This is a genomic window from Micromonospora sp. WMMD1120, assembly GCF_029626235.1.
Lineage (GTDB): Bacteria > Actinomycetota > Actinomycetes > Mycobacteriales > Micromonosporaceae > Micromonospora.
In genome coordinates this window covers 6,141,077-6,157,871 of sequence record NZ_JARUBO010000005.1, presented here as the reverse complement: position 1 = coordinate 6,157,871, position 16,795 = coordinate 6,141,077, and the positions used below count along the sequence as shown (strand labels likewise).

General features: G+C 71.9%; 13 protein-coding genes. 8 read left to right on the top strand and 5 right to left on the bottom strand.

What is annotated here, in order from left to right; all coding sequences use genetic code 11:
- The first annotated feature begins 104 nt into the window (after positions 1 to 104).
- A complete protein-coding gene (locus O7634_RS28355; protein WP_278153186.1) occupies positions 105 to 1,955 on the top strand; it encodes a dynamin family protein in 1,851 nt (616 codons plus the stop codon).
- Positions 1,952 to 3,412 (top strand): hypothetical protein, encoded by a 1,461-nt coding sequence (locus O7634_RS28350; RefSeq protein WP_278153185.1) that lies wholly within the window; start codon positions 1,952 to 1,954, stop codon positions 3,410 to 3,412. Before O7634_RS28355 ends, O7634_RS28350 begins: the two co-directional genes overlap by 4 nt.
- Before the next feature lie 42 nt (positions 3,413 to 3,454).
- Here O7634_RS28350 and O7634_RS28345 read toward each other — a convergent pair whose 3' ends face one another.
- Positions 3,455 to 3,745 (bottom strand): DUF1540 domain-containing protein, encoded by a 291-nt coding sequence (locus tag O7634_RS28345; RefSeq protein ID WP_278153184.1) that lies wholly within the window; start codon positions 3,743 to 3,745, stop codon positions 3,455 to 3,457.
- A 329-nt stretch (positions 3,746 to 4,074) separates the two neighbouring features.
- Here O7634_RS28345 and O7634_RS28340 point away from each other — a divergent pair, with 329 nt between their 5' ends.
- The gene (locus O7634_RS28340; RefSeq protein WP_278153183.1) at positions 4,075 to 8,016 is read left to right on the top strand and encodes a ThuA domain-containing protein; all 3,942 of its coding nucleotides are present in this window, start codon (positions 4,075 to 4,077) and stop codon (positions 8,014 to 8,016) included.
- 53 nt (positions 8,017 to 8,069) lie between these two features.
- Here O7634_RS28340 and O7634_RS28335 read toward each other — a convergent pair whose 3' ends face one another.
- Both O7634_RS28335 and O7634_RS28330 read right to left on the bottom strand, forming a co-directional pair.
- Positions 8,070 to 8,480 carry a hypothetical protein gene (locus tag O7634_RS28335; RefSeq protein WP_278153182.1) on the bottom strand — a complete coding sequence of 137 codons (411 nt, stop codon included), beginning with the start codon at positions 8,478 to 8,480 and terminating at the stop codon, positions 8,070 to 8,072.
- A gap of 96 nt (positions 8,481 to 8,576) precedes the next feature.
- On the bottom strand, positions 8,577 to 9,047 hold the full coding sequence (locus O7634_RS28330; protein WP_278153181.1) for a septum formation initiator: 471 nt from the start codon (positions 9,045 to 9,047) through the stop codon (positions 8,577 to 8,579).
- Positions 9,048 to 9,149: 102 nt separating this feature from the next.
- On the opposite strand from O7634_RS28330, the gene O7634_RS28325 reads away from it, so the two are divergent.
- From O7634_RS28325 to O7634_RS28315, 3 genes are all read left to right on the top strand, one after another.
- Entirely contained in the window at positions 9,150 to 9,845 is a 696-nt protein-coding gene (locus tag O7634_RS28325; protein ID WP_278153180.1) for a response regulator transcription factor, read from the top strand.
- Positions 9,842 to 11,131, top strand: coding sequence for a HAMP domain-containing sensor histidine kinase (locus tag O7634_RS28320; RefSeq protein ID WP_278153179.1), 1,290 nt, complete (start codon positions 9,842 to 9,844; stop codon positions 11,129 to 11,131). The genes O7634_RS28325 and O7634_RS28320 overlap by 4 nt, the downstream gene beginning before the upstream one ends.
- Before the next feature lie 61 nt (positions 11,132 to 11,192).
- A complete protein-coding gene (locus O7634_RS28315; RefSeq protein ID WP_278153178.1) occupies positions 11,193 to 11,747 on the top strand; it encodes a DUF5872 domain-containing protein in 555 nt (184 codons plus the stop codon).
- 105 nt (positions 11,748 to 11,852) lie between these two features.
- Here the strand turns inward: O7634_RS28315 and O7634_RS28310 are convergent, their stop codons facing one another.
- Positions 11,853 to 12,734 carry a LysR substrate-binding domain-containing protein gene (locus O7634_RS28310; protein WP_278153177.1) on the bottom strand — a complete coding sequence of 294 codons (882 nt, stop codon included), beginning with the start codon at positions 12,732 to 12,734 and terminating at the stop codon, positions 11,853 to 11,855.
- Between the two features lie 70 nt (positions 12,735 to 12,804).
- On the opposite strand from O7634_RS28310, the gene O7634_RS28305 reads away from it, so the two are divergent.
- The gene (locus O7634_RS28305) at positions 12,805 to 13,284 is read left to right on the top strand and encodes a GNAT family N-acetyltransferase (RefSeq protein ID WP_347404293.1); all 480 of its coding nucleotides are present in this window, start codon (positions 12,805 to 12,807) and stop codon (positions 13,282 to 13,284) included.
- A gap of 138 nt (positions 13,285 to 13,422) precedes the next feature.
- Positions 13,423 to 13,971 carry a PepSY domain-containing protein gene (locus O7634_RS28300; RefSeq protein WP_278153176.1) on the top strand — a complete coding sequence of 183 codons (549 nt, stop codon included), beginning with the start codon at positions 13,423 to 13,425 and terminating at the stop codon, positions 13,969 to 13,971.
- 148 nt (positions 13,972 to 14,119) lie between these two features.
- On the opposite strand, the gene O7634_RS28295 is transcribed toward O7634_RS28300, so the two are convergent.
- Entirely contained in the window at positions 14,120 to 16,012 is a 1,893-nt protein-coding gene (locus O7634_RS28295; RefSeq protein WP_278153175.1) for an ABC transporter ATP-binding protein, read from the bottom strand.
- Positions 16,013 to 16,795: the final 783 nt, after the last annotated feature.

Genomic DNA, 16,795 nt, shown 5'->3' with positions numbered 1-16,795 from the left:
GGTCGGAGCGGAGGGCCGGATCGTCTCGGGCGATCCGGCCCTTCCCGGTTTCCCGGTCGGCTCCTCTTGCTAATTGAGCCGAAATCCGCACACTTGGTGCGGTGATGGCCGGGATCTGGTTGGACGTGCTGGACGAGATCGCCCGTACGTGCGGTGCACACGGTCGCGGCGATCTGCTCCAGACGGTGCGACAGAAGCGCGCCCAACTGCTGGACCCGACGCTGCGTGTCCTGGTCATCGGTGAACCCAACCAGGGCAAGAGCCAGCTGATCAACGCGATCATCAACGCCCCGGCCTGCCCGGTCGGCGACGGTCGTACGACGGTCCTGCCGACGGTGGTGCGGCACGCCGAGACGCCGTCCGCGCTCGTGGCGCAGGCGCCGGCGTCAGGCCGTCCCGCCGGCACGGCCGCCCCGGTGACCGTCGAACGGACGCCGGTGGCCCTCACCGAGGTGGCGGCGAGCGTGGCCGGACTGGTCGGGCGTCGACCCGGCGGTGGCCCGGCGTACGTCGAGATCGGGGTGCCCCGGGCGCTGCTCGGCGGCGGGCTGGTGCTGGTGGACACTCCCGGCACCGACGAGGTCGCGGGTCTCGGCGGCGGTGTCGAGGTGGCGGCGCCCGCGCGGGCGGACACCGTGCTGCTGGTGTCCGACTCGACCCGGGAGCTGTCGGTCGCCGAGTTGAACATGCTGCTGCACGTGATGCGGTCACAGCCGAACGTGGTCGTGGTGCAGAGCAAGACCGACCTGGCGGCCGACTGGCGTACGGTCGCCGAGCGCAACCGGCAGCACCTGGCCGAGGCGGGGGTGCCGGCGACGCTGATCCCGGTGTCGGCCACCTTGCGGCTGCGCGCCGCCGTGAACGGCGATCGTGACCTCAACGCCGAGTCCGGCTTCCCCGCGCTGATCGCCCGGCTGCGACGCGACCGGGCCGGCAAGGCCGACCACCTGGCCCGCGCGGCGGTGCAGACGGTGGCCCGGACGGTGGTGGAGCAGTTGGCCGCGCCGCTGCGCGCGGAGCTGGCCACCCAGGACGCCGAGGAGCAGTCCGGCCCGATCTCCCGGCTGCACGCGGCGCAGCGCGAGGTCGACGAGCTGCGCCGCTGCTCCACCCGATGGCAGAACACGCTGACCGACGAGATCACCGACCTGCTCTCCGACATCGAGCACGACCTGCGCGACCGGACCCGGGAGATCCTGCGGACCGTGGACGAGGCGTTCGACACCGCCGACCCGTTGGTCGCCTGGGACACCTTCGACGACTGGCTGACCAGGAGCCTGGTGGAGGCGGCGCAGGCGAACCACGAGTGGTTGATCCAGCGCTGCGACTGGATCGCCCGGCGGGTCGCGGCCCACTTCGACAGGTACGGCTACGACGTGCTGCCGCCCTGGTCGATGACGATGCCGGAGGACATCGGCGACCGGGTGCCCGAGCTGCAACGACCGATGATCGACAGGTTCACCACCGGCCAGAAACTGTTCACCGGCATGAAGGGCTCCTACGGCGGCATGCTGATGTTCGGTCTGGCCACCACCCTGGCCGGCATGCCGATGATCAACCCGGTCTCGGTCGGCATCGGCGCGCTCTTCGGCGGCAAGAGCATCCGCGACGAGAGCAAGCAGTTGCTCCGTCGCCGGCAGGCCACCGTGAAGACCGCCATCCAGCGGCACGTGGACGACTTCTTCGTCCGGACGATCCGCGAGTGCCGCGACGCCGCCCGGCAGGTGCAGCGGATGCTGCGGGACCACTTCACCGCGCTGACCGAGGAGTTGCAGGAGGCCATCGTCCAGTCGTTCCGCAGCGCGAAGCAGGAGGCGGACACCGACGCCTCGGCCCGGGAGCAGCGGCAGCGCGAGATCAGACTGAAGATGACCCGGTTGGCGGCGGTCTACGAGCAGGCCCAGCAGTTGACCGGCGGCGGCGCCGCCCCGCTGCTGCTGGAGCCGCAGGCATGACGGTGGGGCTGCGCCTGGACGAGGCGGCGTGGGGGTTGCTGCACCAGGCCATCGAGCTGTACCACGACAATCCGCGTGTCGTGCGGCAGTTGCGGCATCAGGTTGCCCGGTTGGAGCAGCCGCTACGGATCGCCGTCGTGGGCCCGTGGCGCTCCGGCAAGTCCACAGTGGTCAACGCGTTGATGGGCGAGGAGGTCGCGCCGGTCGAGCGGGCCGAGGACGTCTTCACCTGGTACGAGGACGGGCCCGCCCCGCGCGCCACCGCCTACCCGGTCGGTCAGCCGCCGCAGGACCTGGCGGTGGTCAAGTCCGCGAACGGGCTGCGGGTGGATCTGGGCTGGGGCGCCGGTGACGTCCGCGACATCGTGGTGCGGTGGCCGACGCGGGCGCTGCGCCAGGTCACGCTTATCGACACCCCGGCGGTCGCCGGCGGCGCCGAGCAGGACCGGTCGCCGGTGTTGGAGCGGGTGCTGACCGACGCGGACGCGGTGCTGTACCTGACCCGCGACGGTCGCGACAGCGACCTGCGGGTGCTGGAGGCCGGGCACGACGGCGCGGTCGGGCAGTCCGCGCCGGTTCACGTGATCATGGTGCTGTCCCGGGCGGACGAGACCGGCGGCGGCCGGATCGACGGCCTGCTCACCGCCCGGCAGCTCGCCCGGCGGCACTACCGCGACCCGCGGGTGAGCGCGCTCAGCGTGAACGTGGTGGCGTGCAGCGCGATGATCGGCCTGGCTGGCCGGACCCTCGGTGAGTCGGACGTCGCCGCGCTCGCGGCCCTGGCCCAGATGCCCCGTCCGGACCTGGACGCCCACCTGATCTCCGCCGACCGATTCCTGCGCGGCGAGCTGCCGGTGCGACTGGAGGCCGAGGCGCGGGCCGCGCTGCTGGGCCGGCTCGGGCTCTTCGGTGTCCGCCTGGCGGCGACGCTGGTGCGCAGCGGGTTCGACAGCCGGGTGACGCTCTCCGCCGAGCTGATCCGGCGTAGCGGCCTGACCGAGCTGCGGGAGTCGATCACCCGCTGTTTCCTCGACCGCCGGGACGCCCTCAAGGCCCGCGCCGCGCTGGCCGCCGTGGAGGCGCTGGTGCGCGCGGAGCCCACCCGGGGCTCCGCCGAGTTGGCCGGCGCTGTCGAGCAGATCCTCACCGGCGCGCACGAGTTCCGGGAGCTACGCCTGTTGGTGGCGCTGCGCAACACCCGGCTCGGGTTCGACGCGGAGCTGGCCGCCGAGGCGCAGCGGCTGGTCGGCGGCGACGGGGTGGGCCTGGCCGCCCGGCTCGGTGTCGAGCACGAAGCGACCGCGCAGCGGCTCTGGGAGGCCGCCTCGGACGCGCAGTGGCGCTGGCGGGACCGGGCGGAGGACCCCCTGCTCTCGCTGGCGCAGCGGCGCGGCGCGCAGGTTGTCGTCCGCAGTTGCGAGGGCATGATCGCCGAGCTGGCCGCGGGCGGCCGTTGAGCGGCGCCGGTCGCGGCCGGCGCGGGCCGCGACCGGCAGCGCTCAGCGCGGTTGGTACGTCTGGCAGTCGGCGATGTCCTGCCCCGGGCCGACCCGGATGGACGGCGCGTGGCACTCCAACTCGGCGTTGTGCTGGCAGTCGGCGCGCTTGCAGGCACCGACCTGGGCGATGACGCGGTCCAGCCCGCCCTTCGCCGAGGTGTCGATGAACGTGGCGCAGTTGGCGTTCTGCTGCCCGATGGTGATGGCGAACGCGTGGCAGCCGTCGTGGTTGTAGCCGCAGTCGGTGACGGTGCACTCGTGTACCCGCGGCATCTCCAGCATGTCGGTCATGACGATCTCGCTTCCGTCGGTGGTGCGGGTTGGTCAGGTACCCGCTTACGACCGGACAACTCATCCCTTCCCGGGATATTTTGCATAGGCCAGCCTTGCCTAAGCCGGCGTCCGACTCGACGTCTCCGGCAGGTTCGCGGCCCGAAAACCGTTATTCGATCTTGCTCAGCGTGGTCGCCTCTGACCTGCGGAGATAACGCTCTCACGGATGATGCGGAAGTTCTTGACGCGCCGGTTATCGGCCCGCAACGATGCATGCAGATGTCTCGTCCCACCGTCCCGGCGTGATCGGCGCACGCCAACCCCCGCACCGCGAAAGGACCTCCACCGTGCGCAGATCCCTGAGATCGTGGCTGGGCGTCGCGCTGAGCGCGATCCTCGTGGCGGGCGGCATCGTCGCCTCGCCACCCACGGCCAGCGCCGCACCGTTCTCCGTGCTGGTGTTCAGCAAGACCGCCGGATTCCGGCACGGCTCCATCACCCCGGGCATCGCCGCCATCCAGCAGCTCGGCGCGGCCAACGGCTTCACCGTCGAGGCCACCGAGGACGCCACCCAGTTCACCGATGCCAACCTGGACCGGTTCGCCGCGGTGATCTGGCTCTCCACCACCGGCGACGTGCTCAACGCCGCCCAACAGGCCGCCTTCGAGCGCTACCTCACCGGCGGTGGCGGATACGTGGGCGTGCACGCCGCCGCCGACACCGAGTACGACTGGCCCTGGTACGGCGGGTTGGTCGGGGCGTACTTCGCCTCGCACCCGGCCGAGCAGACCGTCACGGTCAAGGTCGCCGACCAGGTGCACCCGTCCACGAAGACGCTGCCGCAGCGGTGGAGCCGGTTCGACGAGCTGTACAACTACCGCACCAACCCCCGCGGCAACGCGCACGTGCTGGCCACCCTGGACGAGACCACCTACACCGGCGGCAGCATGGGCGCCGACCACCCGATCTCCTGGTGCCAGAACTACTCCGGCGGTCGGGCCTGGTACACCGGCCTGGGTCACACCGACGCGTCGTACTCCGAGGCGGCCTTCCGGCAACACCTGCTCGGCGGCATCCAGACGGCGGCCGGCGCCGTCGACGCCGACTGCGGACCGACCGTCACCAGCAGCTTCCAGCAGGTGGAGCTGGCCAAGGGCGCGGCCGAGACCGGCGAGCCGATGAGCCTCACCGTGCTGCCGGACCGGGGCGTGCTGCACACCTCCCGCAACGGCGTGATCCGGCACACCGACGCCGCCGGCAACACCAAGATCGCCGGCACCATCCCGGTCTACACCGGTGACGAGGAGGGACTCCAGGGCATCAAGGCCGACCCCAACTTCGCCACCAACCGCTGGGTGTACGCCTACTACGCGCCCCCGCTCAGCACACCGGGCGGTGGCGCGCCCGCCACCGGCACCGCCGCCGACTTCGCCGTCTGGGACGGCGTCAACCGGCTGGCGCGCTTCACCGTCAACGCCGACAACACCATCAACCTGGCCAGCGAGACGCTGGTCCTGAACGTGCCGACCAGCCGGGGCATGTGCTGCCACGTCGGCGGCGACATGGACTTCGACGCGGCCGGCAACCTCTACCTGTCCACCGGCGACGACACCAACCCGTTCGACTCGGCCGGCTTCACCCCGATCGACGAGCGGGCCGGCCGCAACCCGGCCTTCGACGCGCAGCGCACCTCGGCCAACAGCAACGACCTGCGCGGCAAGGTCCTGCGGATCAAGCCGAGCGCGGCCGGCGGCTACACCATCCCGGCCGGCAACATGTTCGCCCCCGGCACCGCCCGGACCCGTCCGGAGATCTACGCGATGGGGTTCCGCAACCCGTTCCGGATGAGCGTGGACAAGGCCACCGGCATCGTCTACCTCGGTGACTACGGCCCCGACGCCGGCACCGCCGACCCGAACCGGGGACCGGCGGGCAACGTGGAGTTCGCCCGGATCGACCGGCCCGGCTTCTACGGCTGGCCGTACTGCACCGCCCGCAACGACGCGTACAACGACTACACCTTCCCGTCCGGGCCGTCCGGGCCGAAGTTCGACTGCGCGGGCGGACCGGTCAACAACTCGCCGAACAACACCGGCATCACCCAGCTACCCCCGGCCATCCCGGCCTGGCTGCCGTACGGCGGCTCCGGCTCGCCGCCGGAGTTCACCGGCGGCGGCCTGTCGCCGATGGGCGGCCCGGTCTACCGGTACGACCGCGCCAACCCCTCGCCGGTGGCGTTCCCGGAGTACTACGACGGCACCTACTTCGCCGGCGAGTTCGGCCGCCGCTGGATCAAGAACATCAAGCTCGACCCGGCTGGCCAACCACTGAAGATCAACCCGTTCCCGTGGACCGGCACGCAGGTGATGGACATGGAGTTCGGGCCGGACGGCGCGCTCTACGTCCTCGACTACGGCACCGGCTGGTTCAACGGCGACGCCAACTCGGCGCTCTACCGCATCGAGTACGCCCGCGAGGGCAGAGCGCCCATCGCGAAGGTGTCCGCGACCCCGACCAGCGGCACCGCGCCGCTGACGGTGGCGTTCTCCTCGGCCGGCACGCTCGACCCGGACGGTGACCCGTTCACCTACGCCTGGGACTTCGACAACAACGGCAGCACCGACTCGACGGCGGCGAACCCGAGCTTCACCTACACCACCAACGGGACCCGCAGCCCGACGTTGACGGTCCGGGACACCACCGGCAAGACGGCCACCGCGAGCGTCGTCGTCACCGTCGGCAACAGCGCCCCGGTGGTCACCGTGAACACCCCGTTGAACGGGCAGACCTTCAACTTCGGCGACGCGGTCCCGTTCACCGTCACCGTCACCGACGCCCAGGACGGCGCGGTGAACTGCGCCCGGGTCAAGGTGAACTACGTCCTCGGCCACGACTCGCACGGCCACCAGCTCGGCAGCGTGCAGGGCTGTTCCGGGGTCATCCAGACCTCGAAGGACGGCGAGCACGACGCGGCGGCGAACATCTTCGGCATCATCGACGCCGAGTACACCGACCTGGGCGGCGGTGGACAGCCACCGTTGACCACGCACACCCAGGCGGTTCTGCAACCCCGGGTCCGCCAGGCCGAGCACTTCGGTGACTCGTCCGGCGTCCAGATCGTCAGCGGGGCGGCCGGGCACGGTGGCGCGGCCGTCGGCTACGTCGACAACAACGACTGGATCTCGTTCCGCCCGTACAACCTGACCGGCGTCCAGTCGTTCAGCGCCAGGGTCGGCGCCCCCGCCGGTGGCGGCGGCACGCTGGAACTGCGTGTCGACTCGCCCACCGGGCCGCTGGTCGGCTCGGCCACCGTCACACCCACCGGTGGGTACGCCAACTTCGCCACCGTCACCGGCGGGGTGACCGCCCCGACCGGCACCCGCACGCTGTTCCTGGTCTTCAAGGGCACCGGCCCGTACTTCGACATCGACGAGTTCACCCTCTCCACCAGCCCCGGCGGCCCGGGGCCGGACCCCGATCCCGATCCCGAGCCGGGCGCCAACCTGGCCCGGGGCAAGCCGGCGCGGGCGTCCAGCTCCGAGGGCGCGTTCGTCGCGGCCAACGCGTTCGACGGCGTGGCCGGCACCCGGTGGAGCAGCGCGTTCAGCGATCCGCAGTGGATCGACGTGGACCTGGGTTCGACGCAGTCCATCGGGCGGGTCAAGCTGACCTGGGAGGCGGCCTACGGCAGCGGGTACCAGATCCAGACCTCACCGGACGGGGTCACCTTCACCACCATCCGGACGGTGACCGGCGGCGACGGCGGGGTGGACGACCTGACCGGGCTCACCGGCTCCGGCCGCTACGTCCGGCTGCTCGGCACCGGTCGGGGGACCGCGTGGGGCTACTCGCTGTTCGAGTTCGAGGTGTACGGCGCCACCGGCGGCCCGACCGGTCCCGGGAGCAACCTGCTGCTGAACAAGCCGACGACGACGTCCAGCAACGAGGGGGCCGACGTCACCGGCGCCCAGGCGGTCGACGGAAACCTCGGCACCCGTTGGTCGAGCACCTTCTCCGACCCGCAGTGGATCCGTGTCGACCTCGGCGGCGCCACGGCGATCGGCCGGGTCAAGCTGAGTTGGGAGGCGGCGTACAGCAGCGCGTACCAGATCCAGACCTCGACCGACGGCACCACCTGGACCACCGCGAAGACGGTGACCGGTGCCGACGGCGGGGTGGACGAGCACACCGGCCTCAATGCCAACGGCCGCTACCTGCGGATCTACGGCACCGCCCGGGGCACCGGGTACGGCCACTCGCTCTGGGAGTTGGAGGCGTACGCGAGCTGATCCGGCGCCGATGACGTGGCCGGCACGGTCCTCCGTGCCGGCCACGCCCGGCGTCAGCGGCTGGGGGTCGGCGCGGGGGTCCTGGTGAACGGCCATGGCGGCGTGCCGAACAGCCGGGTGCACTCGGTGAGCAGCCCCTGCCGCGCGTCGGTCAGGCGGAGGTTGGCCGGCCCCTGGTCGACGGTCGGGTCGTTCGCGACCCAGAGGTCACCGGCCTCCTTGGCGGCCAGCCCCAAGAGCCGACCGGCCTCCTGGACGCCGGGATCGGTCGATCCGACGGCCTGCGACGCCGCGCTGATGTCGCTGAGGGCGGGGACCTTCTCGGTCGTGGAGCGGAGCGCCCTGTCGCACGCGGACGCGGCGCGGACATCCGAGGGGGTGGTCGAGCGGGGCGTGGGGGAGGGCGCATCGGCGGGGGAACAACCCGCCAGCAGAAGGGTGGCGACAATGAGGGTGCGGATCACGGCAGGAGACTAGACGATCTTCACGGCTCGGGTGAACGGGATGCCCGCCGCGGTCCTGGTCGATGTGATCAGTGTGCCTCTGCGGGTGTGGTTCGGTCAGTCGTCGGCGACGGACACCGGCTCCGCGCCGATGCAGCGCACCTTCAGCTCGTACTCCCGGGTGGGTCCCTCGAAGGTGACCTCGACGTCGTCGTCGGGGCCCCGGTCCACGTCGCGGACCCGGTAGCCCTGCGCGGGCGCCCACGACACGAGGCGTACGCCGCCGGGGCCGCACTCGGCCACCGCCGTACCCCCGTCGGTGGCGAACCCCCGGCGGACGCCGGAGCTGACGCTCGGCGCGGCGCCGGACGGGCCCGGGGAGGTCGACACGGCGCCGGTCGCGCCGCCGGACGTCGGCGCGGGTTCCGGCGAGGCGAGCGCCCGCTCGATCTCGGCGGCGCTGCGCACCCCACCCGGAGTGCCGGTGATGCTCTCACCCACCAACCGGATCGCGCCCAACCCGATCACCGTCGCCACGGCCACGGTGGCCACCCAGCCGGCGGCGACGAGGATCGAACGACTGCCCATCCCCCGACTATCCCCGATCCCGCCTTGCCGTCGGCACATCCGGAGGCTAAGGCATGGTTAACGCGGGTCGCGTCGGCTCGCGCAGCGGTTAGCCTGCCTGCTGTGGCCCGCCTGCTGCTGATCGAGGACGACCTGACCATCCGTACCCCGTTGATCCGGGCGTTGCGGGAACGCGGCCACGCGGTGGCGGCGGCCTCGACCGCGATGGCCGGGCTCCGCGACGCACTGGAGGACCGGCCCGACCTGGTCGTGCTCGACCTGGGGCTGCCCGATCTGGACGGGCGCGAGCTGCTGCGGATGCTCCGCGCGGTCAGCTCGGTGCCGGTCATCGTGGCCACCGCGCGCGACGACGAGACCGAGATCGTCCGGGTGCTCGACGCGGGCGCCGACGACTACGTGGTGAAGCCGTTCACCGCCGCGCAGCTCGACGCGCGGGCCCGGGCGGTGCTGCGGCGGGGTCCCTCCGGCGCCGACGCGCGGGAGGCGGCGCTGGTCGTCGGTGGGCTCCGCGTCGACCCCCGCGCCCGTCAGGTCACCCTGGACGGGGTCACGGTGGAGCTGACGCCCCGCGAGTTCGACCTGCTGCACCACCTCGCCGGCCGGCCCGGCCAGGTGGTCACCAAGCGTGAGCTGCTCACCGAGGTCTGGCAGATCCCGTACGGCGGCGCGGACAAGACCGTCGACGTGCACCTGTCCTGGTTGCGTCGCAAGCTGGGGGAGAACGCGCAGCAGCCTCGCTATTTGCACACCGTGCGGGGCGTCGGGGTGCGTCTGGAAGCGCCGGCGGCGCAGCGGTGAGGGCGCGTCTGGCGTTGCTGGTCGCCGCCGTCAGCGTGCTCACCCTGATCGCGTTCCTGGTGCCGTTGGCGTTGCTGGTCCGTACCGTGGCCGAGGACCGCGCCACGGTGCGGGCCACCGCCGACGCGCAGAGCCTGGTGCCGGTGGTCGGCACCGCCGACGCGGCGACCATCCGGCTCACCGTCGAGCAGCTCGCCGCCGAGTCGGGGCGGTCGGTGAGCGTGTTCCTCCCGGACGGCACGGTGCTCGGGGCGCAGACACCCCGTACCCCGGCGGTGGCCCTCGCCGCGCGCGGCCAGAGCCTGACCGGGGAGTCGGCGGCCGGCCGGGAGGTGGTCATCGCCGTGCAGGGGCGGGCGGACGGCACCGGGGTGATCCGGATTCTCGTGCCGCGGCACGAGCTGACCGCCGGGGTCACCCGGGCCTGGCTGGTGCTGGCGCTGCTCGGCGTGATCCTCGTGCTGATCGGTCTGGCGGTCGCCGACCGGTTGGCGCGCACCCTGGTCCGGCCGATCAGCGACCTCTCGGCCGTCTCGCACCGGCTGGCCAGGGCCGAGTTGGACGCCCGGGTCACCCCGGCCGGCCCACCGGAGCTGCGCGAGGTGGCCGGCGCGCTCAACCACCTCGCCACCCGCATCCAGGTTCTCCTGGTGCAGGAACGCGAACAGGTCGCCGACCTCTCCCACCGGTTGCGAACCCCGCTGACGGCGTTGCGGCTGGAGGCGGAGTCGTTGCGGGACCCGGACGACGCGGCGCGGATCACCGCCGCGACCGACGGGCTGGAACGCGCGGTCACCGGGCTGATCCGGCAGGCCCGCTGGCGGCGGGAACCGGCGGGGCGACCCGCCTCGTCGGACGCGGCGGCGATCGTCGCCGACCGGGTCGCGTTCTGGTCGGTGCTGGCCGAGGACACCGGCCGGGCCGTCACCCTCGACCTCTCGCCCGGCCCGCTTCCGGTCGGTGTGGCCGCCGACAACCTGGCGGCGGCGGTGGACGCGCTGCTCGGCAACGTCTTCGCGCACACGCCCGACGGCACGCCGTTCGCCGTCCGGCTCGCCGACGAGGCGGGGGAGGTGGTTCTCACCATCGCCGACGAGGGCCCGGGGTTGCCGGTCGGAGCGGTCCGGCGGGGCGCCAGCGCTGCCGGGTCCACCGGCCTCGGCCTGGACATCGCCCGGCGCGCCGCGCAGGCCGGCGGTGGTCGCCTGGAGGTGCGGACCGGCCCGACGGGCGGCGCGCAGGTGGTGCTCCGGCTCGGCCCACGCGCGTCGCGGTCGGAGGCATAGCCACGGCGCTGCGCGTCGGGGCCGGAGGCATAGCCGCGGCGGTGCCGGGTAGCTGCCAGTCATGGCGCGGTATACGAAACCCGAGCTCAGAGAGCAGATCAAGGCGGAGATCCAGGCCTCCGACAAGGGCGGCCGGCCGGGGCAGTGGTCGGCGCGCAAGTCGCAGCTTGTCACTCAGGAGTACAAGCGGCGCGGTGGTGGCTTTCTCGGCCCGAAGGACGAACGGCAGAAGTCACTGCAACGCTGGGGCAACGAGAAGTGGCAGACCAAGGAGGGTGACACCCGGGCCCGCAAGGACGGCACGACGAGCCGGTACCTGCCCAAGAAGGCCTGGGACGAGATGTCGGAGAGCCAGAAGCGGGCGACCGACACCAAGAAGCGGGAGGCGTCCCGGACCGGTAGGCAGTACGTCGCCAACACCGGGCCGGCCAAGCGGGCGCGCCGTGACGCCACCACCGCCGGCCGGATGCCGGAGATGTCGGTCGCGGAGGCGAGCAAGCTGGTCCGTGGCCTCGACACCCGACAGCTGCGGACCGCCCTGCGCAACGAGCGGGCCAGCAAGGACCGTAAGACGTTGGTCCAGCGGCTGGAGGCGGAGCTCAACAGGCGGGGTTAGCCGCGCCGGTTCAGCTCCCGCCGGTACGGCTGGTGCCGCTGCGCCCGAGCCGGGTGGTCCAGCGGGCCTCGCCCGGGTGGTTCTCAGGGCCTGGCCCCGGTGGGCTCAGCGGGCCTGGCCCGGTGCCGGGAAGCCCTTCGAGGTGATCCGGTCGTCGTCCCGGCGGCGCAGGACGCGCACCTCGGTCATGGCCTCGGTGCCGGTCAACGGCAGCACCGCCACCGGTGGGGGCACCACGGCGGAGATGCTCGCCGGCGCGATCGTCACTCCGAGGCCGGCCGCGACCAGGTGCGCCACGGTGGTCCAGGTGCCGGCGACCTGGACGACGCGCGGGGTGTACCCGGCGTCCAAACAGGGTCGGAGATTGCGCTGGTAGGCCCGCTCGCCGGCCACCCGTGGGATGAAGACGAACGGGTCGTCGCGCAGCAGCGCGGCGTCGATCGTGGGGTCTCCCGCGTGCGGGTGGTCGGCCGGCAGGACGGCGACGAAGGTCTCGGTGGCGAACGTGGTGTCGACCAGGTCGTCGTGGTCGTCAGCGTCACGAACCACACCGATGTCGATCTCGCCGTTCAGCAGCCGGTCGACGATCTGCGCCGTGTACGCCTCGTGCAGACGGAGGTGGACGGCCGGGTGGGCCTCCCGGAAACGACGGATCGGCCCGGCCAGCCCGAGCTGGATCGCCGAACTGACGAAGCCGATGTCGAAGCGCCCCTGCTCCCCGCGCCCGATGCGGCCGGCCTCGTGCACGTCGTCGGCTACGGCGGCCAGCACGCGTCGGCACCGGACCAGATAGGCCTCACCCGCCGGCGTCAGCGCCACCGACCGGGAGGTACGGGCGAACAGCGGCGTACCGATCATCGCCTCGAGCTGGCGGATCTGCTGCGACAACGGTGGCTGGGCCATCCGCAGCCGCACCGCGGCCCGGCCGAAGTGCAGCTCCTCGGCGACGGCGACGAAGTAGCGCAGGTGACGCAACTCGGGTTCCATATACGCAGGATACTAATCAGCCTGAACAAGATATTGGACGTTCGGATGGCGGCGACCGGAGAATCGAACCATGAAGACGAGCACGCCGACCATCGCGTCCATGACGACCCCCGAGGAGGCAGAGGCCTTCCGGGCACTGAACGAGGAGTGGATCTCCCAGCTCTTCACGATCGAGGAGTCGGACCGCAAGACGCTCGGCGACCCGTTCGCCGCCATCGTCGATCCGGGCGGCGACGTGCTGATCGTCCGCGACGGTGGGCACATCATCGGCTGTGTCGCGGTGGTCCGCAGCTCGGAGGACGTCTTCGAACTGTCGAAGATGGCGGTGACTCCGGCGGCGCGTGGCCGGGGCCTCGGCCGCCAGCTCGTCCAGGCGGCGATCGAGCGCGCCCGCCAGCTCGGCGCGAAGACTCTGTTCCTCGGCAGCAGCACCAAGCTCCCGAATGCCGTGCACCTCTACGAGACCGCCGGTTTCCAGCACGTCGATCCGGAACAGATCCCGCTGGCGCCGTACGCGCGCGCCGACGTCTTCATGCGGATGACGCTCTGAGCGACCGACAACGGACCTCCGGTTTCCCCGCATCGACACCGGCGCCGGCTTAACCCGGCCTTAGCGTTCGGACAGCGCGGTGCTATCCCGGTCCGACCGATCCTCGAAGTCGACAACCGAGGAAAGGTGGACACCACGATGAAGCGCACCAATCTGCTGCTGGCGACGGTCGGCGGGTCGGCGGTGCTGGCGGCGGCCGGGGTCACGCTCGGCGTCGCCGCCGCGAACGACCCGCGGTCGGGCGGCACGACCCTGGCCGCGGCGACCGTCGCTCCGACGCCCACCGACGCGCCCGGCGCCAGCGCTTCGCCGTCGGCCAGCGGCACGCCGTCGGCCGACACCCCATCGGGTACGCCGTCGAGCGGCGCCTCGTCGTCCAGTGACGCCCCGACCACCGGCACCGCGCCGGCGGGTGGCGCCGTCGACGAGAAGCGTGCCGGGGAGATCGCGCTCGGCAAGGCCGGCGGTGGCCAGATCGTCGAGGTCGAGGCCGAGCAGGAGAACGGGCGCCAGGTGTGGAGCGTCGAGATCGTCGCCGGTGACACCGAGCACGAGGTCGACGTGGACCGGGAGAACGGCTCGGTGGTCAAGGCCGAGCAGGAGCCGGTCGACGACGACGCCGACGACAAGGACGACGACGCGGACGACAGGGACGACGACGCCGACGACAAGGACGACGACGACTGACCGCCGGACGTCGCCGCCCGCCGCGGGGATCGACCCGGGGTGGGCGGTGACGTCCTGGTGCCGGCGTCCTGGTGCCGATGTTTTGGTGCCGGCGTCCTGGTGCCGATGTTTTGGTGCCGGCGTGCCGGTTGCGACGGTGACGCGTCTTCTAGATCGGCACGCGTTGCTCCTGGACCTCCAGTTGGTCCTGGGCGAACTGGGTGCGGTACAGCTCGTGGTACCGGCCACCCGCCGCGAGCAGGTCGGTGTGCCGCCCGCGCTCGACGATGCGCCCGTCCTCGACGACGAGGATCTGGTCGGCCGACCGGATGGTGGAGAGCCGGTGCGCGATGACCACGCTCGTACGGCCGGTCAGAGCCTCGGCGAGGGCGTCCTGCACCGCCGCCTCCGAGGTGGAGTCCAGGTGCGCTGTCGCCTCGTCGAGGATGACGACGCGCGGACGGGCCAACAGCAGCCGCGCGATGGTGAGCCGTTGCCGCTCCCCACCGGACAGGCGGTAGCCGCGCTCGCCGACAACGGTGTCGAGCCCGTCGGGAAGCGAGCGGATGAGCCCGTCGAGGCGGGCCCGCCGCAGCACGTCCCACATCTCGTCCTCGGTCGCGTCCGGCCGGGCGAACGCCAGGTTGGCGCGGATGCTCTCGTGGAACAGGTGCCCGTCCTGGGTCACCACACCCAACGCCGTGCGGATCGACTCGGCCGACAGGTCACGTACGTCGACGTCGGCGAGCTTCACCGCGCCGCCCTCCACGTCGTACAGGCGCGGCACGAGCTGCGCGATCGTCGATTTGCCCGCACCGGAGGAGCCGACGAGCGCGACCATCTGCCCCGCCTCGGCCCGGAACGACACCCCGTGCAGCACGTCCTCACCGCCGCGTGTGTCGAGCTTCGCCACGTCCTCCAGGGATGCGAGCGACACCCTGTCCGCCGAGGGGTAGCCGAACCGGACCCCGTCGAATTCGACCGAGACCGGCCCGTCGGGCAGCGGGCGGGCGTCGGGCCGGTCCAGGATCAGCGGCTTGAGGTCGAGGATCTCGAACACCCGCTCGAAGCTCACCAGCGCGCTCATCACCTCGACCCGGGCGCTGGCCAGCGACGTCAACGGCGCGTACAGCCGGGACAGCAGCAGGGCGAGAGCCACCACGGTTCCGGCGTCCAGGCTCCCGCGCAGCGCGTAGTAGCCGCCCAACCCGTAGACCAGGGCCAGCGCCAACGAGCCGACGACGGTGAGGGCGGTGATGAAGACCCACTGGAGCATGGCGGAACGGACGCCGATGTCCCGTACCCGCCGTGCCCGCGCGGCGAACTCGGCGGACTCCTCGGCCGGCCGCCCGTACAGCTTGACAAGGGTGGCCCCGGGCGCCGAGAAGCGTTCCGTCATCCGGGTGCTCATCGCCGCGTTGTGCTCGGCCGCCTCCCGTTGCAACTGGGCGAGGCGTGACCCCATCCGCCGCGCCGGGAGGACGAAGATGGGCAGCAGGACCAGCGCCAGCACCGTGATCTGCCAGGAGAAGGTGAGCATCACGGCCAACGTCAGGGTCAGCGTGACGGTGTTGCCGACCACGCTCGACAGGGTGCCGCTGAACGCCCGCTGCGCGCCGATCACGTCGTTGTTCAGCCGGCTGACCAGCGCCCCGGTGCGGGTCCGGGTGAAGAACGCCACCGGCATCCGCTGGACGTGGTCGAAGACCGCGGTGCGCAGTTGAACGATCAGGCCCTCGCCGATGCTCGCGGAGAGGAACCGGGTCACCAACCCCAGACCGGCCTCGGCGAGGGCGATCAGCGCGATCAACACCGCCAACCGGATCACGACGCCGCTGTCCGATCCGTCGACGATCGCGTCGACCACGCGGCCGGCGAGAATGGGCGCCGCCACGGTGAGCGCCGCCGTCACCACGCTCAACAGCAGGAATCTGACGATCAGAGCCCGGTGCGGCCGGGCGAAGCGCGCGATGCGCCGTAGTGTCGCGCGGGACAGCGGACGCTCGTCCTTCGCGTTCATCGCGTGGTGCAGGGACGTCCACGCGGTAACTTCCATGCTCATGCATTACCTCCGATGTTGGAGGTTAGGACCTCATCCAAGCTTCAGGTCAACGCACCGCGCCGGATGGTCCAACTCGGCGCGAAAGTCCCCTCCCCGTTCCGTCTGTGGCGCGCACGGATCGCACGTCATCCACGGATGGCGGAGGTGCTGGTCGACCTGCTGCCGCGCGGCAGGCGCGCGTCACTGTGCCCGGCGAGCACACTTGCAAGCTGTCGGACGGCGTCGGTGTTGTCGGACGGCGTCGGTGTTGTCGGGCCGCGTCATGCTGTCGGGGCCGCGGCACCTGTCCGCCAGCGTTGGCGCTGTTGGGCCGTGTCGGGGCGGCAGGACCCTCCCGGCTGGTTGGCCGGTCGATGTGTGGTCGCTGTCGGCAGGCTGTGTCTACGTCCTGAGGTGGTAGTGGTTGCGGCGGGGGAGTTGGTCGGGGTCGAGCCAGGCGGGTGGGATGAACTCCGGACGGCCGTCGCCACCGAGGTGGACGGTCCAGTCGCCGCGGTCGCGCCCCGCGCGACAGCGGTGCCCCGACCGTCGAGTTCGCGGATCAGGGCGAGCTTGACCGCGGCGAGGCGCTGCTCGAGGCGGTGCGCGGCGTCGAGTGCGGCGGTCAGGTCATCGTCGGTCAGGGCCCAGACGGACGCGTCGGCGCAGGCAGCGACCATGTCGTCTGCCTGCGCCAACTTCTCGACCACGACCCGAGATTAGAACAGAGGTACGACACTTTCCACTTATCAAGATCGATGAAGCTGCCGAGTCGCGTAGTGGTGCGGCGAGGTCCTCTGCCTG